Below are 24697 nucleotides of genomic sequence, written 5' to 3'. Positions count from 1 at the left end.
GGGCCCCATGTCAACAACATGGGGCCCTAAGGTGCAATAACTGCGTGCTTTAACATTCAGCTGTTAGAAAAAGCTTGTTTTCCCGCCAATAAGAGGCACCAGAAAAAGAAATCGAAGAGAGATCGGCTTTTTCTTGGTCAAAAGAGATCGCGATCTCTACGCCGGAAAGATCAACATCACATATAAGAGTTTCGACATATGTAATGACACCATATCCTGCAATTCCTATATTCCACGTCTGGCCTTTTCGCTCTATAGAAAGCTTCCTCCCCTTCAAGATAAGATTATCAAGCTGGAAATTTCTGTATTTCTTGGAAACTGGATTAAATCGGAACCCTTTTTTCGTCGGATGTATACCGACAACAAATCGAATAATAAAATCGGTATATAGTGCACCCCACCCCTGAAAAGGTAATCCAGCCCCCTCCCCTGTGGCCGAATCGTAGTATTCATAGCAGTTTTCATTTGCACTTGTGGAATGGAGAAATCTATCGAGTACCTTCCCTGCTTCATCCGGCTCACTTTCACAGATCCCATACAACACGGACCAGGTTATTTGCGGCCAGTTCGCTCCCCGCCAAAAATCGTAAGAACTATAACTTTCTTCACTTTGACTTACCGAGGGCACGGGAGCGGTCGTTAGAAACTCCTTTTCAGAACATAGATAGCGATCGATGAGAGCCGAACGTTGCGCCGCCGATGGAATATCAGTCATCAGAGGGAGAAGCCCAGCCGCAGTCTTGACCGGAATTCTGTGATCGCTTGCCGCTTCCAAATCATAATAAAAGTGGTCTTCCTGGTTGTACATCAACTCATTCATGCTACGTTTTGTCATTGCCTGATGTTCCCGGATTCCCAGCGGTTCAGGCTTACCAAGAACAGAAGCGATCTGGAGAATGGTCTCACGTAAGATGTAGATATAAACGTTAAAATCAACCCCCTCAATAAAGGGGTCAAGGACCCTATTCCGAGCCGCAGCATCAAAGCGAGGACTATTGTCCCAACCCGTTTCCCAGATATTTACATAAGAAGAAAGTCCTCTTTTTCCCAAATCTCGGTAAAGGCTTAACCACCTTTCATACTCGACCAGGGAATCATAGAAAAAATCGAGATAGGCCTTGTTACCGAATTTTGTAAAAACCTCCTTCAAGGTGATGCCAATTACGGGAGGTTGCGTTGTCCCCGAGGTGAGAGAATCCCCATCCATCCATTCCCGACCATTTACCGGATACATAAAAAGTTCGTAGGGAATCATCCCGTTCCGCCATTGGTGAGCGACAAAATTTTTCATCTCACTTTCAGAAGGGTCGGGATCGTTAAACCAAAGCCAGGCAATCGCCTGAAATGCAGAATCCCAAAAAAATTGATTATAGTAGTGAAATTTATTTACCGAAGTGAACGGGTATCTAAAACGCTTTTCCGGAAAGTGAATTCTACCGGACTTTAGAATGTACCAACTCGTGTAATAAATTTTCTCAAGATTTTTTTCCTGACATCGAAAATTTGGAATTTTCTGGATATATTCTTCCCATTCAGTATTGAGTAAAGAACTTACCTCTTCGATCGATTTTGGGCTATCAGAGTCAGCAACTTCATTTGTTGAGAAAACCGAAAAATTGATATCGATACTTGCCTTTTTTCCGTCGGAAAAGTCCGGAATCCATGCTCCGGCATATCCCATATTTCTGCTACAAAGAGAAGATGCTCCATCATAGCCTCCCCGTTGAGGCCTCTCGACCCAATAGGTATACCGCTTTTTCAGGTTGTGACTGGAAAAGTACTGTTCCCTTTTTATCTCATCGGCATTGATCTTATGCAAAGCAAGCTGGTTTAGTTTTCTAGAAAATCGAAGTATAAAGTTTGTCTCTTTCCATATACCATGGAGCTGTTGAGGACTTTTTATATAAGCATTCACCATTTTTTCATCTTCCCAATGATAGGGAACACCTTGCGGTGAAAAAAGTAACGCTCCCGAAAAATCCACAGAGAAATCCAGTATTCCCGCATCTGGAGTTCTTGAGAATTCAACGTGAAGAAAGACCTGATTTCCTAATACCGAAAAGCGTTGGTCCATAATGAGCCCAAGCGAAGAAGTGAAGGTTTTACATATCTCTATTGGAGTAGATATCGCTTCCTTGAGAGTAAACTCGACCTCAGTGCCATCGGAAGTAAAAACTGCTATTTCAAGCAAGGGCTGAAACTGTATGATCGATGCAATAAATCCCTGATGAATGCCGGGACACTTACAACCTTCCTTATCCTTTACTGTAACAAGGTTGCCAAATAACGCTTTCATTTCGGGAAGGGATGAGAAAAAAAATTCTTTATTGGTTAAAGATTTCATAGTTGCTTACCTTTAGCTGTATCAAATCACCTTCGTTATATTGTTCTCCTGTCTCCAGAAGAATAGACATCTCATTACCGATATCAACTCGGTATCGATGTAAGTTACCAAGATAGTATCGCTGAATTATTCGTCCGCGAATTCCACCAAAGCCTTCCTCCTTTGAATGAGAGAAGGATTCTGGCCTTGTAAAAAGAATTCCCTTACCAGCCTTACAGTTTTTCGGCTGAAGTGGTATTACCAAGTTGCCAGGAAGCTTGAAGTCCGATCCATGTAACTCGCCTTCAAGAAAATTGGCTTTTCCGATAAAGTCCGCTACAAAGAGGTCGCTGGGCCGCTGATAAATTTCTTCCGGCGGACCGACCTGCAGAACTTCACCCTTATTCATCACGGCAATCCTATCGGAGATTTCGAGAGCTTCCTCCTGGTCATGGGTAACATATACGGCCGTGATCTCAAGAGAACGTTGAATATTTCTTATCTGCTGCCGCAACGATATGCGCAATTTTGCGTCGAGGTTGGATAAAGGCTCGTCCAAAAGAAGGATATCAGGATCGATTACCAAGGCACGAGCGATTGCAACACGCTGCTGCTGTCCCCCACTCAACTCTTCGGGAAACTTTTTCTCTATTCCCCTAAGCTCAACCATGTCGAGAGCCCATGAGATCTTTTCTTTTATGTATGAAGCATCTTTTTTCCTGAGTTCCAATCCATAAGCAATATTTCGATAAACACTCTTATTCGGCCATAGAGCATAGTTTTGAAAGACAAAACCTATATTCTTATTCCACGGCGGAATATTTGTCGTATTTTCCTCGTTAAAAAAGATTTCGCCCTTTGTCGTTTTTTCAAAACCGGCAATGCTACGTAAAAGAGTAGTCTTCCCGCACCCCGAAGGCCCCAACAGAGTAAAAAACTCTTTTTCATGGATCTCCAGTGAAACATTACGAAGTGCCTGAATGGCGCCGAAATTTTTCTGGACCTCTTTTATTGATACCGAGGTAGTTTTCCGATTTGTATCAGATACTTTCAATGCGGACCTCCTTAGGTTTTCGAGCTTTGATGGTTACAATATAGAGGGGCACATAGAGCATCACCATCAGCAGCACAGTCATGGCCGATGCAATCCCGAAGTCGGCCCCGGCGTCGATGGTATTCTCAAAAATTACGGCAGTCATGGGCTTCCAGGGAGGACGATAAAGAATAATAGAAGCACTTATTTCCGTCATTATCTGAAGAAACGAAAGCGTTGCCCCGCTGATAACACCACCGATAATCAGCGGAAAGGTAATCTGCCAAAAACTCCTCATAGGCTTTGCGCCAAGACTTTCCGCAGCCTCTCCCAAGGCCGGGTGGACCTGGTATAGAGCAGATTCTGCACTCTTTACCGAATACGGCAACTTTCTGATAAAATAGGCGAGAACCAAAATCAACCATGTCCCCGTTAAGAGAATAGGAGGCTGGTTGAATAAAAGGATAAAACCGATACCAAGTACAGTTCCTGGAATCAGATAAGGAACCATCACCAGTTGATTAAGAAGAGTTGCAACAACGGGGTAACGCTTTTTGACCACGACAAAGGCAATACCGATCCCGAAGATAAAATCCAAGAGGGTTGCCGTACCTCCCGTGAACAAGGTCACGCCGACAGAACTGAGGTTGCTTCTGAATAGTCTCGCAAAATTATCCAGGGTAAAGGTGGAAGTAAGGATCCCGACCTTCCACTTAAAAAAAGCAGAAATCGCCACGGTAATGTGGGGAAGAAACGCAAAAGCAAGGACAATAGCGGTCGATGCATAAATCACCCGTTTTTTCCCCTTTCCTGCCTGTCGTGCGGAAGGCTGATGCGACTTAACCGATGCATACGAGCGTCGAGCAAGGTAAATCCGCTGTGCCATAAGGATCAACGAGGAGAAAAAAATCATGAGCATGCTTCCCGTACTGGCAATCGAAAGATTTCCACCGACCTCGCTCATGTATTCCTTATAGATCATGACGGGAAGCACATTTAAATTCAGCGAAATAACATATGGAGTACCAAAATCGGTAAACGCAGTCATCATCGCAAGGTATAGCCCGTTTAGGATTCCAGGCATGGCCATCGGCAGTTCGATTCGAAAAAAGGTTGTTTTTCGATCCCCCCCCAAACTCATCGAACACTCTCGTAACGAGTGGTCCAAAGAAATAAAAGCATCATAGGTCAGTAAAAATATGATAGGAAAAACCAACCAGCTTATGACCCAAACGACCCCGTGCAAACCGACAATGGTCCAATTGAGATGAAAAAGCCGGGTAATCACCCCGGAACTACCCAACAACATTCGCCATGCATATGCACCAAGAAAAGGAGGAGAAACGGAGGCCATCGTAATAATTGTCAGGACGGAGCTCGTACCTGGAACCTTATATCTGGCATAGAGGTATGCAAGTCCGACACCAAAAAATGAAGCAATAAGTGTGGAGAATATCATTACCAGGAAACTATTCTTTACCGCACTTAGATATTTTGAATTTCGGAAAAAGGTCACATAATTGGACAGGGTATAATGGGTTTTCTTATCCGCAAAAAGAAGAAAGGCTCCAGGATTGTATTGCAGGTGTACCATGTTTTCGCTACTTTTTTGCAGCGCCAACTGTCGATGATTACTTCCGTCATCAAATAATCCGGTAAAAATCTTTTGTGATATCCAGAGTGTATCCGGTCCGGTTGATAGAGAGACGGTACCTTCCTGGAGAGACGTGTCCGCGATATTCCCATTGGCCGCTTCTATCCCAAGCACACCAGGCTCCATGCTTGTAATGATATAAAGCGGAGTATGTCTCTGGTTTACACGATAACGGCCGTCGGAAATCTGTGACAAAGAAAATCCTTTCACCGTCTCATCTTCCAGTAAAAGCTCGCCGTCGGTCGACGTACTGATGGTAAATTCTCCGCCGTTTCTTTGAAAGGAAGATTTACATATCCATACCTGTGAGAAGATCACAAGGGAAATGAGTAAAACAAGAGCGATTGCAGTAAAAATTTTCCAGGGGTCCCTAAAGAAGATCAAAATACGGCTCAAGATGTACTCCTTTTTTTAGGAAAAAAGCACCCTGATAGATCAGGGTGCTTTATGAGAAAAATCACTGCGCCAATTTTTCAAACTTCGCATTAACAACCTGTCGGGGTTCATTTGCAGGAAAAAGATTGAGCTGGCCCAATGCAGGAAGAATGGAGGGGGGATCTACATCGATTCGTGCGGAACGACGAGAAATCTGCTCCACTGCTATCGTATGAGCATCTGCCGAACAAATAAAATCAAGAACAACCTTCCCAATCTCAGGGCTCGGGGAATTTGCAACCAACGCGACAGCATCCATCTGAACCGTAACCGCATCCTTCGCATAGATCATCTTGACAGGCAGGCCTTCCTGCTCCCATTTTGCCCCCAAATCCTCGTTGATAAAACCGACGGCAACTTCACCGTCTTTGATGGCCTTGAACATGGCATCGGAACCGGGAGTGACGACACAGTTGTCAAGTAGTTTTCCAATGAAATCCCAGCCATAGGCATTGACAAGTCCAGATACTATGGTATAGCCGGTACCCGATTTATTCGGATCGGCAAGGGCAATCTTTCCATCCTTCCACGCCGCATCGGCAAGCTGCTTAACGGTAGAGGGATAGGCATCTGCCGCCACTAAATCAGTATTGACAAGGATCGGCTGGCAAAGAACGGAAAAGGGATGCCATTTATGAGCAGGATCGCTTTTCATCATAGAGGCATCTTCGGGAGATTCATAAGAAGCAAATAGATGTGAGTAGGATTCAAAAGAAATCGTATCGCCACCCCACATGACATCGGCGGTCGGATTATCTTTTTCGGCCTCAAGCCTCGACAGAAGTTCTCCGGTTCCGGCGTTTACAATTTGAATCCGAATATCAGGATATTTCGCACGAAACGCATCTAAGATGGGATCGGTGATTTCGGCTCCATGGGGTGTATACACGGTGACAACTCCACTTAAGCTTGAAGCAGCTTCCGGTGAGGAAGCTTCCGTTTGTCCACCGGCATAGAGCACTCCCGCAGCTGCCAATAGCACAATAAGGAACATCAATGGTTTTCTCATAAGGCCTCCTTTTGGATATATCCATATATTTTTTGGGTATCACCATTTTAAAATAGCTTTATGACACTGTCAATAAGAAAGTCAGAGCAGAATCGGGGTAAAAGGCGCAAAACGGGGTCCATCATTCACCTCAAAACAGGCTATTTTCCATAATGTACCTTTTTCATGCCCAAAACCCAAAAAAGGATTGACATTTATTTTCTGATTGGTGAATATATGGATATATCCATTTTCCTTAGTAGGTAGATGCAAGTGTATAAATATGAGCAGATTATAGAAAAAATCCAAAACGAGATAACATCGAACAATTGGAGACCCGGATCACAAATTCCTTCGGAAAGGGATTTAGTAGTCTCCTTTGATGTAAGCCGGATAACGATAAAGAAAGCACTACAAGAATTGGTATCACGCGGAGTATTGGTGCGCTACCCACAGCGTCGCGGTACCTTCGTTCACGCAGCAAAGGAAGAGGCCGAAGAAAGACCATCACCTGCGAAACTCATCGGCGTTGCCATCGACGATGTCTCCGATCGCTTTGGTTCTACCCTTTTACGCGGGATTGAAGACTTCTTATGGAATCAGAGAATTCATACAGTAATATGCAATGGTGATCGAGATTTCAAGAAAGTCGAGGATTACTTTCAATCGCTCTTGCAGAACAACATCGACGGTGTCATTCTTTCTCCTGTCATAGCTGAGGAATCCTACCAGGATCATAACCGGAACATCATCAAGTTACTCCAAGAAAAGAATGTTCCTTTTGTTCTCGTTGATCGAAATGTTGCCGGCATTGATGCCAATTATGTCTCTTCCAATCACCGTGAAAGTACCTATAATTTGACAAAAGCGCTCATTTCCCGGGGGCATAGAAAAAATATCCTATTAAAAGGCCTGCCTTGCTCAAGTATGGAAGAACGGGAGGAGGGATATCTCGATGCAATGCATGAGGCGGGAATCTCCGTTCCCGAAGAATGGATAATCCGACTAAATGACAACAGACTCTTTACATCCATAGATGTGCAAGAGATTGAGAAACTAAAATCGGCATTGAAGCGAATAGGTAAATTCCATTCCATCGTGGTCCTGAACAACCGATTACTCAAAGGATTTATCACTGCAATGAATGTACGCTCTGAAGAGTGGTACAACGATATCGTCATTGCACTCCATGATCAGTTGGTAGTCGATCTTCCCTGTAAGGAACGGGTGTACCAAATCATCCAGCCCGACTACGAGGTAGGAAAAGAGGCAGCAAGGCTTCTTACGCAAACAATAGAAGAAAAACTCCAGCAAACGCGACAGATCATTCTCCAATCAAAAATAGTGTTAGGCCAAGAATGATTTCCTCTCTCTTTCGCCACTGGTAAGCAAGATCACCAGTAATTAAAACACAAAAACATCTAATATATCCAATATCACGCAAACAAAATAATACCAATAGTTTTTCCTGGTACTGTACTGGTACTTTTCTATAGCCTAAGTTTTTTTTATCCATGATAGGCTACACAATGAATTCCCTCGGAAAGTGAATATCTTCATAATTGTCATATGCAGGGGCATGTAACAAAGGAGCACAATTTTCACAATGATTTTTGACTACTTCCACAATCCCGTAGTCATTTCTGATTGGGCAGGAAAGATAGTCTATGCCAATCATGCTTTCCTTACCTTGTGGGGATATTCCAGAATCGAACAAGTGATCGGAATAAGTGTCCTGAACCTTTGGAAAGATAAGTCGAACGCACAGCAAGCCTATGACAGGGTGAAGCAACAGGGGACATGGCAAGGACTTCTGGGAGCCTTTACCAACGCCGATAGGGAACTTGCAATTGATGCAACCCTTTCCCTCTTTTACAGAAAAGGACACAAAAGGGGGTATTTCCTCTCCTCGTTTCAAGATATTACCGAAATGCTTAACCTGCGAAGCCGTAACATTTTTCTCTCCAGTCATTCCTTTGATTGGTTTTTCGAATGCGATACAAAGGGGTACTTTCGCTATGTTTCACAATCTGCAATAGCCTTCACAGGGTATCACCCGGCTACCCTCATTGGTAAGCATATAGCTTCCATTATCCATCAACAAAGCCGGAAAGAAATTTCGCTGCTTATTCAAAAGCTAAAAGAACAACAATCCTCCGGACATGAGGAGATTGAGGTAGTTATAGAGACCCAGCAAATTCCACAGCGGGAAACGTTGATACGCTTTGCTGCTCAAATAGACATAATGGGAGTGTATAAAGGAATTAGAGGCATATGTAAAGATGTTAGTGTATACAAAAAATTTGAGCATGATCTCAAAGAAAAGGAGCAGAAAATAGACGAACTCAATACCGCATTGCAGGTTGTACTTGAAAAGCAACAGGAATTTATCCACAAAAAGCAGCTTGATTTATCAACCGCACTTTATAGCAATCTTACACCGAACAGAGAGATAAAAAATGAATCAATCGATTCTACCTGGGGAGGTAAAAATGCTATAGCAGAAATACAAACGGCAAGCCCCCTTGCTTTGTTGAAACAATTCACCCACAGGGAAATCCAGATCATCGATTTCATTCTGAAGGGAAAGACATCAAAAGAAATTGCTTCGACCTTGAGCCTTACTCTTCGCACCGTTCAATTTCATAGAGAGCGGATAAGGGAAAAGTTGGGCATCAAAAATCGAAAAGAAAACCTGCGAGAACGACTTCTTGAGCTTTTCTATCAGGACTGATACGAAATCTGTCAATAAACTGGCATTATACTGGTATTATTTTCCATTGTCCGAAGGGCCTCATACCATCTACCATCATCATCGTTATATATGAATACAAAAAGGAGTTCTCTTATGGTACAGAATGATTGTGTTCTCTTCGTCTTGTCATCAACAATCGGCTCTTGTGTTCTTGTAAAGCGATAAAGATGTCACTGAAGTTGTTATTGTCCGATGCAAACAGGCTTCTCTGCCTGCTGATCTTTTTTCAGGCCGGTCTCATCCTCATACTTGCTCTTATCCTTCGATCACGAAATCATACCATAGAAAAAACAGAAGCGGCAGTTTTGAATATCAAGCAAAGCATCGACAAACATATCCATGCCAACCTGCAAGTCATGTTCAGTCTACTCTCCATTGAGCAAAACAATACCGACAACGAAGAATTAAGAGCCGCATTAACCGCAACGGAATTGCGTTTGTATTCCATTACAGCGGTATCGTCATGCTCGAAATTTTCTCATTCGCACATATCGGTTAAACTCCCACTACTTTTCGAAAAAATTGCTATGCAACACAAGTATCAATTTCTCGCTTCCGCTCGTCGTATGTCTATTCAGGTCGAGAGTAAAATCCCTGAAATTGCACTCAGTCAAGCATTACCACTTGCCCTTTTTTTCACGGAAATACTTAGTAAAACAGTGAAGTTCCTACTGTCGAAACGAAAAACGAGCGTCATGCTCTCTATCGAAATTCGGAGACAATACGAGAGGGCCGAAGTATCAATTTCAAGCCTCTTCGAATCGGCACATGAAACCATAGATTACCAAGATGATGCAGGCTTGAAGGATATCCTCGTTCGAGAGCTGAACGGGATCCTCACTTTTTCAGAAAACACCTTTTCAAACATTTCCTTATCCTTCCCCTTACGGGAAAAAGAGAATGTCGACATTCAATTTGAAAAAAGAATAAGACATTTTGAAAATACGATAAGAACAGCATATCCTCCCCACTTTCACGAACTACCGACGGAACTCTGGTTTAATCCGAGGAAATGAGGATACAATGAGCCATGCAGACTACTCACGACATCTTGTTTGGATCGGCTCGAAACATGAGGACAATTGAAGCGGAAACTATCGCTTTGGTGGTTACCTCCCCTCCCTACCCGATGATTAGCATGTGGGATCTTCTCTTTGCTCTTCAAAACCCCGACATCAAGGTCGCTCTTGAAAACGGGAATGGGTATAAGGCCTTCGAAGCGATGCATTCCATTCTTGACGAGGTCTGGCGTGAGTGCTCAAGAGTGCTCATGCCAGGAGGTTTTCTATGCATCAACATAGGAGATGCTACAAGAAAAATAGGTGCTCATTTTCGTCTCTTCACCAATCATGCCCGTATCATTTCAAGCTGTGAGGCCTTGGGATTTCACTCACTCCCGCCACTTCTGTGGAGGAAGCAAACCAATAGTCCAACCAAGTTCATGGGTTCAGGTATGCTCCCGGCCGGAGCATATGTCACCCTTGAGCATGAGTATATCCTTGTATTTCGAAAAGGAGGAAATCGTCGTTTTTCCGAAGATGGACGCATAATCAGAAAGAGAAGCGCTCTTTTCTGGGAAGAACGAAATAGTTGGTTTTCCGATCTATGGGATTTTAAAGGAATACGCCAGCCGCTGTCTCAGAAAGGATGCCGATCAAGAAGCGCGGCCTTTCCCTTTGAGCTGGCCTTTCGCCTCATTAATATGTTCTCAATCCAAAACGATACGGTGTTGGACCCATTTCTCGGAACCGGAACCGTTACGGCTGCGGCCATTGCCTCGGCACGGAATTCCGTCGGTGTCGAAATAGATAGTGGATTATGCGGACTTATCAAAGAAACCATCACGGCCGCGACCGAAGCCGGGAATAAGCGTCAATCAAAACGGCTGTCGGACCATCTCCATTTTGTCGAAGATAAGGAACTTCAGCATCGCAACAGCTTCTATTGCTTTCCGGTGGTAACCGCACAGGAAACGACGTTACGCCTGCCGCGAACGAGAAGCGTAACAACCGAGCAAACACCTCCTCCATCGCCTTCCCGATTCCGATACCACAGCGATCACGATTTTTACGAAGCTTCAGAGCTATAAGCACATCATCAAAGGCGATCGAAATCATCATCTTCAAAGGGCATCGTCTCCGAACGAGGTGCATCAAGAGCAAGATGTTTGTCCTCGAGACGAAAACGCTGAATCAGTGACTGCAGCTGATCGGCCTGACCAGCAAGTTCTTCGCTGGCCGAGGCACTCTCTTCGGCACTTGCCGTATTGCTCTGGGTCACCTGATCGATTTGATCCAAGCCCTCGGTAATCTGATCAATACCCTGAGCTTGCTCTCTGCTGGCAACCGATATCTCTTCGAGAAAATGTGCAACCTTTTCAACACCGTTAACGATGTCTTTCAACTTACCTGCGGTACTTTCCACGTATTTATTCCCAAGTTCGATATTGCCTATGGACTCCTCAACCATCATGGTTGTTTCCTGAACAGCCCCGCCACTCTTGACCGCGAGATTCCGCACCTCTTCGGCAACAACGGCAAAACCCTTTCCATATTTTCCTGCCCGGGCCGCTTCCACGTTGGCGTTTAAGGCCAGCAAATTAATCTGAAATGCAATATCGTCGATCACCTTTACAACTTTCTTTATCTGATCACTCGATGTATTAATAGCCGCCATCGCATCCTGGAGCGATGTCATCTCACGGTTGCCATCCCCCGCAGTGGTTACGGCCGACTTAGCGATACCGTTGGCCTCCATTGCATTCTCAGCATTTTGCTTTGCCTGTGCATTAATCTCATTAATTGAAGATGTTATCTCTTCCAGGCTGGAGGCCTGTTCCGTTGCCCCCTGGCTTAATTCCTGAGAGGCCTGACTTACTTGATCGGCTCCAGAAGCGACCTGTTCCACTGCCCCTTTCACATTGGAAAGAATATCGGTCAGTGAGCGCTTCATAATAGTAAGAGATTCGCCCAAACCGTCTTTTTCCGATGTTTTTGAAAACTGAACGGTCAAATCGCCTTCCGCAATACGTTCTATCACCCGTCCCTTTTCCTGTAATGACACAAGCATTGAACGAAGTGCATCCGCCAGGATACCGATTTCGTCCTTCTGATCGATATCAAGTTCTACCTCAAGATTTCCCAAAGCAATCTCTTCGGCAAAGGCAACCCCCTGTTTCAGACCATTGGCAATCGATCTTGTCAATAGAACGGCAATAATCAAAGCAAGGATAAGGGCAACAACCACACCAATCAGAATAAGAGACATGGAGGCAATTAAACTATCTGCGGTAGTATTTGCAATATCCTGGGCAGCTCCGACCCCGGCAGATGCTGTCGCTTTTGCAGCCTCAAGGACTTTGTTACCGGCTTCCGTACTGTCATTACGGATTTCTTCTACTTCTAAAAATCGATTGTAAGCCTCATGAACGGCATCCTGATAGCTCTTGGCGGACGATTCAATCTCCCCCAGGAAATTAATATCCGAACTTCGTTTGGTTTCTGCCCTAATGCTTTGAACAAGCGTTTCTGTTTGATCCAAGGCATCCACGGCGTCTTTCATGTATGAATAGTCTTTTGTTGCCTGAGCCTTAAAATTGAGAATGCGAGCAGCGTTGACCATATCAATCACCTCATTCATGGTCCTACTTTTCCAGGCCCGAAGAAGTAAGGCCGACTCGCCGACATCCGAAGCGGCAAACTCCTCCCCTTGGATGCTTGCCTGGCCGTCGAGATACTCCTCTGCCTGATCAAGCAACGTTGCCGCTGCGGCATCCATCTGCTCCCTTGCGGCCTCTATGGCATCAACGGAATTCTTTAGAAGAGCAATTTGTCGGCCGTATTCGTTCACATTTTGGTTAGCGGCTTCAACCTCAGCCTTAAGGGATGAGAGATAGGAATACTGCTCGGACAATGCCAGCGCGTCATCCAGGGCCCCAACCACTACACTGTGATTGTTCATCCCTTCTTTGTAGAGATCGGGATCAAAGCTAAGCGAATACTCAGAGAAGTAGAGCATGGTCCTTAACGATTCTCGCTCAAGTTCATTTGCAACTCGCACTTCGGGAATATATGCATCCTTGAGTCTTTCCGATAGAACAGTGATCCTTGACATATTGACGATTGAAAGACCACCGACAATAGCCACAAGAAGTATGATAAAACCAAACCCTAAGGTCATCTTTACTCCGAGTTTGAGATTTTTTATCATTCCAGAGCCTCCCCGTGCATGCTGCACATAGCCTTTTCTTACTATTCTTTTGATATATTTTCGAAACGCAAGGGAATTGGAAATTTTTCATGAAAGAAGATCGAAAATCGACGAAGATTATGGAGCAAGGAAAAGCAAAAGCGCCAAGACAAAAAATAGAAGAGCAAGACCCAATTTACCCCAAAATAGATTTCTGTTGAACCATCCGACTATACGCTGATGAGAGACACCCGCCACCACAAGGAATAGCAAGAGAATAAGAGGCGCTATAAATGCGACATTGTAAAGCAGCAAGAGAGGCAAGGCCGCTTTGTTTTTGCTCTGGACCATGAAAGCGATGGTCGGAAAATAAACCTGGCCGGTACAAGCCAATTCCAAAAGTGAGACAATCATACCAGTAACGACGAGCGGGAGAACTATACGAAGAAGCAAAGAAAAACAGGCAGGCCTCGACGCTGACTCCTTTCCATCATACTTTCGAACATGAGCATGGATCAGAAGCTTGATCGAACGCGGTAGTTGCAATATCATCCGCGACCGAGTTCCCCGCCGAACCATCACAGCATCGAGGCAAGAAAGAAGAGCAAGAAGAAAGGCAAGGATGGAAAAACCATACCGTAAACCTTCCCGTAGGATAACCAGGCCTTCGGCCGTGCGGAAAAGGGTAAAAAGGCCACCGCCGATAGCGAGATACGAGAGGAAAATCCCCGTGATAAAGCTTCCTCCCGAAAGCATAAGCTTGCGGCGCCCTCCACCTCTCGATGCAATCCATGACAAAAAGAAAAGCATGGTGGTAAACGCACAGGGGTTCACACCATCAGCAAGACCGGCGAAAAAAACCGGAAGCCAGGTAAACTGCTGGCTGTACGATTCGCGATGAATGTGAAGTTTTTTTTGTCGTTTCAGATAGTCTCCGTGTTTCGCAAAGAAACTCAATTCGCGAAGCAGTCCGGACTCCACAGCATTATTACCCTGATACGCATTATTTCCAATAATCAAAACAGGGAAAATATCAAAGTGCTGCCCCATTTCGGTTAAGCGTTCCTTACAACGGGTAAAACCATCTTCAGAAAGAATATCATAGTATTCGGCTCTGACATCGACCCCGGTTTCTGCTTCGATCCGAGGAAGCAGCCTCTGACGAAAGGTATCGCAATGGGAGCACCCAATCTCCCCGTAGTACTCAATATCGACGGCGGTTAAAGAAAAAATAGGCATTGAAAAGGCACTATAAAACATAAGCACCGCAACAAACCAGAATTTCACAAAAAGCCTCCCTTTTACCTGTAACCGCTGCGACATGCTCCTGGTTTTATGTATATACAGGAAACAAAGATTTTTTTAAAGGAGAAGCAGATGAATTGTCGTTTTTTCCTCTTCCCGATGGCTGTGCTGCTGATGCTCCTAACGATTTTACCTCTATCGGCCCAATCGCTTTCTGTCGATTTCAAATCAAAAACAGAGGATGCCAGTCACTACGGGGCATGGAGCAGCTCTTCGGGGAGGCTCGTCCAGAATGATGTGCAGCAGCCCCTTGCCAAGATCAATTTCAGAATTCCCCAAAGCGGGGAGATGGACTACTCCTTTGATGTGCATTATGAGGGAGGTGCTATAGAAGATCGAAAGGGAGGCTTTGGAATACAGGTTTTTGTTGATAGGGCTCACCCGGGAAAATCCTGGGGCGACGGTCGATCCTACCTCCTCTGGCTTAATTACGACGAACATGCGACCTATGGAGGAAAAGGCTTTCGCGCCCAAGTCTACAAGAGTATAAATCATCACACCATGACGCTCATGAAAGGCTATGATATTCCCCTGGATAGTGCCATGCTGACGGAAGAACATCTCGATCGGGTGGTCCCCGTCAGATTAACCGTCAACGGTGATACCGGAGAGGTAAAGGTATGGAACCCTCTGCAAAGCGGAACATACTATCGCTTTTTCCTTGATAAGGCACCGGACAAAGGAGCCTATATTGCTCTCAGGACAAACAGCATGGCAGTGAGCTTTGACAACCTTTCCGTGCATGCGGCGCGATAGCTGCATGTAACCATTCACCTATTTTCCCTTCCACACGCTCCACGTGAATAGGTATCAGCAGGGCGGGAGACAAGAATGTCGGCCGCCCACTTTAGCTTAACAAAGAGCATTCCGTCCCCACCGGCATCGGGATGCTCCTTTTTACTCAATCGTCTAAAAGCCTCCTTTATGCATGTGGGCGACGGCAGAGGGACAGGCAGGGAAAGCTTCTTGGAAGGGGGAAGTTCGAGAACGAACAAGGCAAGAAAGAGCTCGGCTTCTTCAGCCGAGAAGTTGCGGTATCTTTGCACAAGTAAATTCAAATGCTCTTCGAAGCGATCCATCCATTGGAGTCTGGAAAGGCCGATAAGATGGCGTGTGGCTTTTTTTGTTTTTGGAACAAGCTCTTCGGCCCAAAGAGGGGTTTTGTCGCTTCCTGCAAGGTACTGCTCCAGGTATGCAAGGGAAAGAAAGGAGTGAAAAAGCGGCTGTGGTAAGGATTGCAAGTGATGGATAATCCAGCGTTGTTTTTCCTCACGTTTTCGTTCCAAAGTCGAAAGATAGTCCCGTTTCAACGCCAGATAAAGGGGAAAGAAGGGATCGACGGGAAGATGCTGCGCCCGAAGAAAGAGGCGCAGTCGATCGGGAGAAACCCGGGCATGGAGAAGCACGGAATAACCGCGCCGCGAAAGTCTGACCCGTTTCAGTCTGTCCGATGTTCGATAGCGGGCCAGAAGATCACGATAGCCGGGAAGCCCCCGCATCCCAGCGGGCTGGTGGGCAAGCAGCCCTGCGATGGTATAGCTATGCTGTCGGCGTCGGGAAGCTCCGCTCATGATACGGGAGTATAGCACATAAGACAAAAGGGGCCATTCATTGACAATAGCAATCTCCCATGCTACTGTTCTTCGATACGTTTACACCAATAGAAGAATCGGAAAGGTAATGCGATGCCAAGCAAATCGAAGGATCATAAGGATCATATCGACAAACCCAATGTCGTAGAAAAAAAACGAGACCAGCACCCTATGCTTTGGGCTTTCAGTGTTTTCATCCTGGTGCTTATTGTTGTTACGTTTGTCGGGGCCCCGGCAATATCTCATTTCGGAAGTCAGAGGGGAAGTATCGTTTTCGGAAGCTGGAACGGAGAACCGATTGAATATCGTCCGGATAACTATCTTTCACGGCAGAGAGATATGGTTGCCAAACGTTATCAGGCAATGTTTCAGCAATCCCAGGGACAGGACAATATAGATTGGCAGCTATTCCAGGTTTGGAATGGGGCTTTCGAGTTGACGGTCATACATTCGGCCATCATGGAAGAAGCCCAAAAGAGCGGTTTACAGGTAAGCGACGAGCGCGTAGACAGAGCCCTGACCTACTATGAAGGATACTGGGAAAACGGAAAGTTCAGTCCGGAGGCGTATAGGAATACCTCGAGCAGCGAGAAGTTTTCCGTCAGAAATTATTACCATGAAAGTCTCATTCATCAGCAATGGGTGAGTGATGTGTTTAGCACCCACTCAAGCAGTGCCGAGAAAGCGTTTCTGCTCTCCCTTGCATCCCCTGAACGTAACTTTCGTTTTGTCAACTGGGATTTAAACAGCTACCCGGCGGAAAAGGTCGCCGAATACGGTAGGCAAACGGGAGATCTTTTTGCTGAGGGAAGCTTCAGCAGAATCAGCCTCAAAGATGATAAAAAATCGGCGGAAGCCGTTTTAAAGCAGCTCCGAGAGGAAACCTCGACCTTCGAAGAACTGGCCACTGCTCATTCAACCGATATCTATGCCGACAAAGGCGGAGAGATGGGCTATGTGATGCGTTATGCGCTCCAGTCGGATATCAGTAATGATAAAGATCTTGATGAAGTGTTCTCTCTTGCTCCAGGGGAAGCAAGCGGGCTGGTGGAAACCCCCTACGGCTGGGCCATATACAGAAGCAACGGTCCCATCCGCGACGCGGACTTCACTAATGACGAGACCATCGATAAAGTTAGAAGCTACATGCTGGTAAATGATCGGGGAATCGTTGAGGACTATTTTCTCGATTTGGGAAAAACGTTTGGAGAAAGTGCCGAAAAGAGTTCGTTTTCCGAAACGAGTGATACGATGGGGCTTACCGAACATCTTACCGATTATTTCCCCATTAACTTCGGTTCCGTCGGTTTTCTGAAGGTAATCAGGACCTTAGATAATTCCAATTACCTGCAAAGCATCGGTAGCAATGACCGTATTCTGAAATTGCTTTTCTCCCTTGAACCGGAAGGAGTAAGTGAACCGCAGGTTGTCGGCAATAGCGTTATTGTCTTTCAGATGATAGACGAGCGTGATGCTCCGCAGACCGTAAAGGATACCATTGATCAACGTTACCGATCCGTTATCACCAATATGACCGATGATCGGGTCAGAAGACTTTTTCTGGGCTCCAAGAAGCTGGAAAACAATTTCATGGAGGTCTTCAGTACCCGTATTCTCAATCGTGGCTGAGACCTCCTCGTCCAAAGGCCCTCTCCTGCAAGCCGCAGGTGGAGGGCTTTCCTGTTTTTATGCAAACAGGAATCTCTATCATTACAAAGAACCAGTCGAGAAAGCGCGCCAGAGAGCCGATGCCGCACCTCTTTCCCCTCAGACACTCTATATACTACCTTCTCCTCTTCTCTGGTATGGTGTCGATAGATTGCTTGAAAGGATCGATGAAACCTCTCTGATCCTTGCCGTCGAAATCGATGAAGAGCTCTACAACCTCGCAGAGGAGAGAAGGCCTTCTTCTCTTTGCAAGAACGAACGGCTTGTGTTTCTCAAAGAAGATCAAGCCCTTGGAATCCCCCCGCCGGTCTCGCTAAGCACTATTCGCAGGGTTCGCTTGGTCACGTTGAACGGGGGCTACGCCCTTGCTCCTGAATCATACCGCCGACTGGTCTCCCACTATGAACGATATATACGCCTCCAATGGCAAAATAGGATGACTCTCGTATGGTTTGGGCCGCTTTGGTTGAAAAATTTCTTTTATAATTGCGCGGCGATCGCAAACCAGGACATAATACCGCTTCGACAGAGCAAGCTCCCGATTTTGATTGCGGGAGCGGGCCCCTCCCTTGAAGAGGCCATTCCCCTCATAGAGCGTTATCGCAAGCAATTCCTCTTGCTTGCGGTGGACACGGCCCTATCGCCACTGAAGGCGCACGGTTTAGATCCCGATCTTATCGTCTGTCAGGACGGCCAATATTATACCATGGGGGACTTTATTACCTCGCAGGGCTTTTCCACCCCGCTTCTTTTCGATCTCACAGCCTTCAGAGGGGTTCCACGACATCAACAGGCCCCACTCTTACCCTTTCTATCGTCCTTTGATTCTTCGCAGCTTCTTGCCCGCTTCTCGCACGCCGTACCGAACATACCGCTTCTGCCCCCGGTCGGCTCGGTCGGGGTGACGGCTCTGCTCTTGGCCCAAAAGATGAAACCGCCTGCACTGCTGCTTGCAGGCCTCGACTTCTCATATCGACTCGGCAAAAGCCATTGTCGGGGAACCCCTTTCCATCACCGGGAACTTCAAAACCGAAGGAGGCTAAGCCCGGAGGGGGATGTTTCAGCCATACTGCAGCGCCATCCCTTTTGCCTCGATGAAAAGCAGGTTCCCCCGCTAATAAGCGACTTCGTTCTCTCAGGCTATGAAGAAAATTTTACCGAACGGCTTTCCGCCTTCAAGTCCGCAATGCCTATCTGTATCTTTCCGGGAAGCCTGCCCTCACTCAATATGAGAGATAAAACAGGAAAAAGGTACGGCCATGATCCTGCCCGTTTTCTTTCTGAGCTGGAAAAGAAGCACGACTCTTCAGTAAACCTCTTCTCATCCAGAGGAAACGACGACCTAAATACAGGAAGGGATGTGCAGGACTTTCTTCTCTCCGAGCAGCGTTTACTGAGACAATTTGTTCAGGGAGACAGGCGATTATGGAAGGAGCTTGATTATCTTTATCGCTTCTTTCCCGACTTTCATCGTATCGATCAGGAACAGCCGGACGATGGCTTCTTTCGTCGAACCATCGCCTCGGCTCAGAGATTTATCCGTATTATCGAACAAGCCCTTAGCGTTCTTCGCTCTTGAGAACCGAAAGAAAGGCGCTCTGGGGGACCTCAACACTTCCGACCATCTTCATTCGCTTCTTTCCCTCTTTCTGCTTTTCCAAGAGTTTGCGCTTTCTGCTGATATCACCACCGTAACACTTTGCCGTAACATCTTTTCGCAAGGCGCTGATGGTCTCCCGCGCGATAATGGTGCTGCCGACGGAACCCTGAATCGGAATCTTGAACTGCTGCCTGGGGATCTCTTCCCGCAGCTTTTTGCAGATGATCCTTGCACGATAAGCGGCATTTTCACGAAACACAAGCTGACTGAGGGCATCGACAATCTCACCGTTGACAAGGATATCGAGCCTGACAAGATCGGTTACCTTGAGATCGGAAAGCTCATAATCAAAGGAGGCGTAGCCGCGGCTTACCGATTTAAGCCTGTCGTAAAACTCATACAAAACCTCGGCAAGGGGCATCTCGTAGACCATCTCTACCCGTTTCTCATCGAGGTAGGTCATCGACTGCTGCACACCCCGCTTTTCAAGACACAGATTCATGATGGGCCCAAGATAGTCTGAAGGGGTAATGATGGTTGCATGGATATAAGGCTCTTCGATTGTCTCAATCTTCACCTGATCGGGAAAGGAAAGCGGATTATCAAGGAAAAAGCGCTCTCCACTTTTCATGGTAACGCGATAACGAACCGAGGGGCTGGTAAACACGACGGAGAGTCCGAACTCCCGTTCCAGTCGCTCCTGGATCACTTCCAGGTGCAAAAGACCGAGGAAACCGCACCGAAATCCAAAACCGAGGGCCGCCGAAGAGTCCTTTTCATAGACGAGGGAGGCATCATTGAGTTTCAGTTTATCCAGCGCGCTAAGAAGCAGTTCATAGTCATCGCTGTCGATGGGATAGATGGAAGAAAAGACGACCGGTTTAACCTCTTTAAAACCGTGGCGGGCCACGCTACAGGGACGCTCGGGATGGGTTACGGTATCTCCGACAGTTATATCGCTGATGGTCTTAATTCCGGCGATCATATAGCCCACTTCACCGGCGCGGAGCGATTCGGTAGGAAGCAAATCACCTCGAAACATTCCCACCTCTTCTATACCGTAGACCGCCCCATTGTTCATCAGCTTGATTTCATCACCACGTTTCATGATACCGTCATAGAGCCGAAGATGAACGACGACACCGCGATACGGGTCGTAGTGACTATCGAAAATCAAGGCCTTCAAGGGCTCGTCTTCCGACCCGTCGGGAGGAGGAATCAGCTCAACCAGCCGCTCCAGAAGCTCATCTACCCCTTCGCCGGTCTTAGCAGAAACAAGAACGGCGGTGTCAGGATCAAGACCGAGGTCATGATCGATCTGATGCTTAACCATCTCGATATTTGCACTGGGAAGATCAATTTTATTGACCACAGGAATGATCTCAAGGTCGAGTTCCACGGCCATATACATATTTGCAAAGGTTTGGGCTTCAACCCCCTGACTCGCATCAATCAGCAAGAGAGCCCCTTCACAGGCGCTGATGGCCCTTGAAACCTCGTAGGAAAAATCGACATGCCCCGGCGTGTCGACAAGGTTTAGCTCGTAAATCTGGCCGTCCCTGCTCTGATAGGGAATGGTAATAGCCTGGCTTTTGATGGTTATTCCCCGTTCCCTTTCAATGTCCATGCTGTCGAGGAACTGGTCCTTGAATTTTCTGCTGTCGATCACCTTCGCTTTCTGGATAAAACGGTCGGCGAGGGTAGATTTTCCATGATCAATGTGCGCAATGATACAAAAATTGCGCATTCGTTCGCGAGATATTGCCATTGGGGTGTACTATATCTGAAGAAACATCTTTCTTCAAGCTACACGTTTTTCTATTCTCGATCGATAAGCAGACGAACCTTTTTCAATAATTCAACAGGCTCAAAGGGCTTCCGCAAGAAGACTTCACGGCTTATATCGATCTTACGCTCCCAGATGGTACGCTCGGGATATCCACTCATAAAAAGGACTTTCAAGCCCCCGTCGGTCTGCCGCATACGCGCAGCAAGCTCACCGCCGTTGAGATGGGGCATAATGAGGTCCGTTATCAAGAGATCCAAAGCAGCATCATGCCGTTCCTGAATAAGAAGAGCCTCTCCCCCGTTACGGGCGGTAAGAACATGGTAACCGGCCTTGGCAAGAATTCGTTCAACCAATTCCAAGACACCTTCTTCATCCTCAACAACCAGAATCGTTTCGTTCCCTCCGACACTTGCCGTTTCTTCAGAAGAAGAAACATGCTCTTCAACAGCTTTGCCCGAGATGGGGAGATATACATGAAAACTTGTCCCCCGATCACTTGATGTTTCCACTACAATGTTTCCGTTAGACTGTTTTACAATGCCGTACACGGTGGAAAGACCAAGGCCGGTTCCCTTTTCGTCAGGTTTCGTGGTATAGAAGGGCTCAAAAATCATTTCAAGATCCTGATCATTAATACCGGTACCGGTATCGGAAACAGATAGAACGACATAGTCGCCTGGCACAACCGTCCCCATGGCCGAAGGAAAGGCTCTCTCCACTTCGTGGTTTTTGGTAGTGATAAAGACTTTTCCCCCACCGGGCATAGCATCCCGGGCATTAACCACGAGATTCATAAGAACTTGCTCAATTTGGCCAGGATCTACATACACGTCCGACCGTTCGGCAGACGGAAGGAGCGTCATGGTGATGTCCTCGCTCACAAGCCGCTGCAACATCTTTTCCATCTCACGGACCAGTCTGTTTAGATCGATCTGTTTCGGTTTCAAGACCTGCCGTCGGCTAAAGGCAAGAAGCTGTCTGGTAAGGGCCGTTGCCTTTTTAGCAGCCTTCTGAATGCCGTCTATATCGGAAGCAACATCCTCGCCGGAGTGAAGCTTCTCTTCCAGCATTGTCGTATAGCCCATGATAACCGTAAGGATATTGTTGAAATCATGGGCGACCCCACCGGCAAGTCGACCGATCGCCTCCATCTTCTGGGCCTGGCGAAGTTGATCCTCCAATTCCCGTAACCTGGTAGTATCAAAAACAAAACCATTGATCTCGGCCAGGTTCCCGGAATCATCGAAACGAGGGACAATATTTGCCCGAACCATCAAACTTTTCCCATTGTTTTTGCGCATGGAAAATTCCGCCAGCCCAAGTTTACGCTTACTATTGATCCCCTTCCAAAAACGTTTTTTCTCGTCTTCATCGATAAAAAGATCATTAATACCGACAAGAGCAGCCTCTTCATCGGAATGAAAGCCATATAGTTCCAGATAAGCATCGTTGCAATCGATCAGACGTCCGTCCGCATCGCAGATAAAATCCGCCGAGAGATCATCCTGAAAAAAGCGTCGATAGCGCTCCTCACTCTCATGGAGCCGTCGTTCAAGAAGGGCACGATGAAGCGCCATTTCAATGGTGGTTCGCAGTTCTCGCGCTTCAAAGGGCTTAATGATATAGCCGAAAGGAGCCGATATCTTGGCACGTTCAATGGTCTTCTCGTCGGCATAGGCGGTAAGTAAGATAACAGGTACATGATAGGATTCTCGAATGATTGAAGCGGCCTCCAGCCCATCCATGCTCCCCTGTAGGCTGATATCCATCAAAATTAGATCGGGAATCTGCTGTTTAACTGCAGCGACGACCTCTTCTCCGCTGGCAAAGAGTCCGGGCACATCGTAACCGTAATTCTCGAGATGGCGTTTAATATCCAGAGCAACAATACCTTCATCTTCCACAACAAAAATGGATGCCATCCGAACTTCCCCGTTTTTATACTTCCCGTTCCGCAGATTGCCCCGTATCCTCATCAAGAAGGATAAGGGCCCTAAGCACGCTCTTTTCAGAGCGTTTCCGCGTCCCTAATATTACTCTTAATAGATCGTCTACGACTTTTCCATAACCAAGCTTGGCAAAATGATTTTTTATTACATCCGCCTCATGTTCTATCTGTTCATATGCTTGCTCTTTTAGTAAGCGACGACAATGCTCGGCAAAATCAGACATATTGATGGGCGTATCGGGAAATGTGGAGCCTTCGTCGTGACGAATACGATGTTCCGCTCCGGTAGAGATTCTGACAGGCAGATTCACCACGACCTCCGTGCCCTTTCCCGTATCACTTGTAAGCTCGATAGAGCCTCCGACCTGATCGACGAATTGCTTTACGATTGTAAGGCCGAGGCCTGTTCCGCCGAAGGTCCTTGTCGCTGAACCGTCCACCTGGGTAAAGGCCCGAAAAATATGGTCCTGTTGATCCTTGGCAATTCCCACCCCTGTATCCACCACCTTAAGTAAAAGGGAACCGCCTGCCTGATCAATTTTTTCTCCGGCGGAAATTGTCACCGAAACCTCACCCCGAGAGGTAAACTTCAAGGCGTTTGAAACCAAATTCAATATGATCTGATAATATTTCTCCTCATCACACCAGAGAAGTTTCGGAACCCCCGGCGCAACGGTGATGGAAAAATCAACATCGCTTTGGGATATTTGATAGGCAAACCGTTCCCGTATCTTTTTCACCATTGAAGAAACATTAAGATTCGACATGACAAGCTTGAGTCGGTCAGATTCTATCTTTGCATAATCGAGAACCGAACTGACCATATCCAACAGGCCCTTTCCCGACTCAATCAAAAGATCAAGATACTCACCCACCTCGGACGAATCGCTTCGTTCCTTGGCAAGCGTGGCCATCCCCAGTATTGAATTAATCGGAGTACGAAACTCATGGCTCATATTCGCAAGGAACTCATTTCTCGCCCGCAGCCCCTCTTCCGCTTCCCGTTTGGCACGCTTCAACTCCGCCTCGGCATGATGTTTGTAAAGGGCCATCTCGATAACCGAATGGATTTCACGTTCCTGAAATGGCTTCAAGATATATCCGTAAGGTTGGGTCGCCTTGGCTCGCTCAAGGGTTTTATCATCTGAATAGGCAGTGATGTAGATAATGGGAACATCACGTTTGCTGTGAATATACGTAGAGGCCTCTATACCGTCCATATCGCCCTTCAGATGAATATCCATAAGCACAATATCAGGATGCAACAGTTCATCTTGCTGAACCGCATCTTTTCCGGTAAGGACACGCCCGACCACATGGTAGCCCAATCCACGCAGCCGGCGTTCCATATCCATGGCTACGATGCTTTCATCTTCTACAACAAGGATGGAGGGAGCTTTCTGTTCTGTTTCATGCATA

At 46.5% G+C, this 24697-nt stretch carries 17 protein-coding genes; 7 read left to right on the top strand and 10 right to left on the bottom strand.

Annotation, left to right across the window (positions count from 1 at the left end; translation table 11 throughout):
• Positions 1 to 49: 49 nt before the first annotated feature.
• The 4 genes from SPIRS_RS09325 to SPIRS_RS09310 form a co-directional block, all read right to left on the bottom strand.
• The gene (locus SPIRS_RS09325; protein ID WP_013254432.1) at positions 50 to 2344 is read right to left on the bottom strand and encodes an amylo-alpha-1,6-glucosidase; all 2295 of its coding nucleotides are present in this window, start codon (positions 2342 to 2344) and stop codon (positions 50 to 52) included.
• On the bottom strand, positions 2325 to 3377 hold the full coding sequence (locus tag SPIRS_RS09320; RefSeq protein WP_013254431.1) for an ABC transporter ATP-binding protein: 1053 nt from the start codon (positions 3375 to 3377) through the stop codon (positions 2325 to 2327). Before SPIRS_RS09320 ends, SPIRS_RS09325 begins: the two co-directional genes overlap by 20 nt.
• On the bottom strand, positions 3364 to 5406 hold the full coding sequence (locus tag SPIRS_RS09315; protein ID WP_013254430.1) for an ABC transporter permease: 2043 nt from the start codon (positions 5404 to 5406) through the stop codon (positions 3364 to 3366). The genes SPIRS_RS09320 and SPIRS_RS09315 overlap by 14 nt, the downstream gene beginning before the upstream one ends.
• Before the next feature lie 61 nt (positions 5407 to 5467).
• Entirely contained in the window at positions 5468 to 6454 is a 987-nt protein-coding gene (locus SPIRS_RS09310) for an ABC transporter substrate-binding protein (RefSeq protein ID WP_013254429.1), read from the bottom strand.
• Between the two features lie 246 nt (positions 6455 to 6700).
• Between SPIRS_RS09310 and SPIRS_RS09305 the strand changes: the two genes are divergently transcribed.
• From SPIRS_RS09305 to SPIRS_RS09290, 4 genes are all read left to right on the top strand, one after another.
• A complete protein-coding gene (locus SPIRS_RS09305) occupies positions 6701 to 7795 on the top strand; it encodes a GntR family transcriptional regulator (RefSeq protein ID WP_070807963.1) in 1095 nt (364 codons plus the stop codon).
• 235 nt (positions 7796 to 8030) lie between these two features.
• Complete coding sequence (locus SPIRS_RS09300) at positions 8031 to 9167, top strand: helix-turn-helix transcriptional regulator (RefSeq protein ID WP_322786006.1); 1137 nt, start codon at positions 8031 to 8033, stop codon at positions 9165 to 9167.
• A 326-nt stretch (positions 9168 to 9493) separates the two neighbouring features.
• Positions 9494 to 10204, top strand: coding sequence for a histidine kinase dimerization/phosphoacceptor domain -containing protein (locus tag SPIRS_RS09295; RefSeq protein ID WP_245537745.1), 711 nt, complete (start codon positions 9494 to 9496; stop codon positions 10202 to 10204).
• Positions 10205 to 10218: 14 nt separating this feature from the next.
• Positions 10219 to 11277: a DNA-methyltransferase gene (locus SPIRS_RS09290; RefSeq protein ID WP_013254425.1), complete on the top strand. Its 1059-nt coding sequence runs from the start codon at positions 10219 to 10221 to the stop codon at positions 11275 to 11277.
• Positions 11278 to 11285: 8 nt separating this feature from the next.
• Here the strand turns inward: SPIRS_RS09290 and SPIRS_RS09285 are convergent, their stop codons facing one another.
• On the bottom strand, positions 11286 to 13397 hold the full coding sequence (locus tag SPIRS_RS09285; RefSeq protein ID WP_013254424.1) for a HAMP domain-containing methyl-accepting chemotaxis protein: 2112 nt from the start codon (positions 13395 to 13397) through the stop codon (positions 11286 to 11288).
• 117 nt (positions 13398 to 13514) lie between these two features.
• On the bottom strand, positions 13515 to 14663 hold the full coding sequence (locus SPIRS_RS09280) for a cytochrome c biogenesis CcdA family protein (RefSeq protein ID WP_013254423.1): 1149 nt from the start codon (positions 14661 to 14663) through the stop codon (positions 13515 to 13517).
• 90 nt (positions 14664 to 14753) lie between these two features.
• Between SPIRS_RS09280 and SPIRS_RS09275 the strand changes: the two genes are divergently transcribed.
• The gene (locus SPIRS_RS09275) at positions 14754 to 15437 is read left to right on the top strand and encodes a hypothetical protein (RefSeq protein ID WP_013254422.1); all 684 of its coding nucleotides are present in this window, start codon (positions 14754 to 14756) and stop codon (positions 15435 to 15437) included.
• A 14-nt stretch (positions 15438 to 15451) separates the two neighbouring features.
• On the opposite strand, the gene SPIRS_RS09270 is transcribed toward SPIRS_RS09275, so the two are convergent.
• Positions 15452 to 16252, bottom strand: coding sequence for a hypothetical protein (locus tag SPIRS_RS09270; RefSeq protein WP_013254421.1), 801 nt, complete (start codon positions 16250 to 16252; stop codon positions 15452 to 15454).
• 114 nt (positions 16253 to 16366) lie between these two features.
• Between SPIRS_RS09270 and SPIRS_RS09265 the strand changes: the two genes are divergently transcribed.
• Both SPIRS_RS09265 and SPIRS_RS09260 read left to right on the top strand, forming a co-directional pair.
• Positions 16367 to 17902 (top strand): peptidylprolyl isomerase, encoded by a 1536-nt coding sequence (locus SPIRS_RS09265; RefSeq protein WP_013254420.1) that lies wholly within the window; start codon positions 16367 to 16369, stop codon positions 17900 to 17902.
• Positions 17895 to 19520, top strand: coding sequence for a motility associated factor glycosyltransferase family protein (locus SPIRS_RS09260; protein WP_013254419.1), 1626 nt, complete (start codon positions 17895 to 17897; stop codon positions 19518 to 19520). The genes SPIRS_RS09265 and SPIRS_RS09260 overlap by 8 nt, the downstream gene beginning before the upstream one ends.
• Here the strand turns inward: SPIRS_RS09260 and lepA are convergent.
• Genes lepA through SPIRS_RS09245 form a run of 3 tightly spaced genes read right to left on the bottom strand, consistent with a single transcriptional unit; the run spans position 19501 to position 24696 of the window.
• Complete coding sequence (gene lepA, locus SPIRS_RS09255) at positions 19501 to 21309, bottom strand: translation elongation factor 4 (RefSeq protein WP_013254418.1); 1809 nt, start codon at positions 21307 to 21309, stop codon at positions 19501 to 19503. The two genes, SPIRS_RS09260 and lepA, sit on opposite strands and share 20 nt — an antisense overlap.
• Before the next feature lie 50 nt (positions 21310 to 21359).
• The gene (locus tag SPIRS_RS09250) at positions 21360 to 23252 is read right to left on the bottom strand and encodes a hybrid sensor histidine kinase/response regulator (protein ID WP_013254417.1); all 1893 of its coding nucleotides are present in this window, start codon (positions 23250 to 23252) and stop codon (positions 21360 to 21362) included.
• Between the two features lie 16 nt (positions 23253 to 23268).
• Positions 23269 to 24696: an ATP-binding response regulator gene (locus SPIRS_RS09245; protein WP_013254416.1), complete on the bottom strand. Its 1428-nt coding sequence runs from the start codon at positions 24694 to 24696 to the stop codon at positions 23269 to 23271.
• Position 24697: the final 1 nt, after the last annotated feature.

This window comes from Sediminispirochaeta smaragdinae DSM 11293 (assembly GCF_000143985.1).
Lineage (GTDB): Bacteria > Spirochaetota > Spirochaetia > DSM-16054 > Sediminispirochaetaceae > Sediminispirochaeta > Sediminispirochaeta smaragdinae.
The sequence above is the reverse complement of the archived record's forward strand: the minus strand, read 5'-3'. Positions and strand labels throughout refer to the sequence as shown.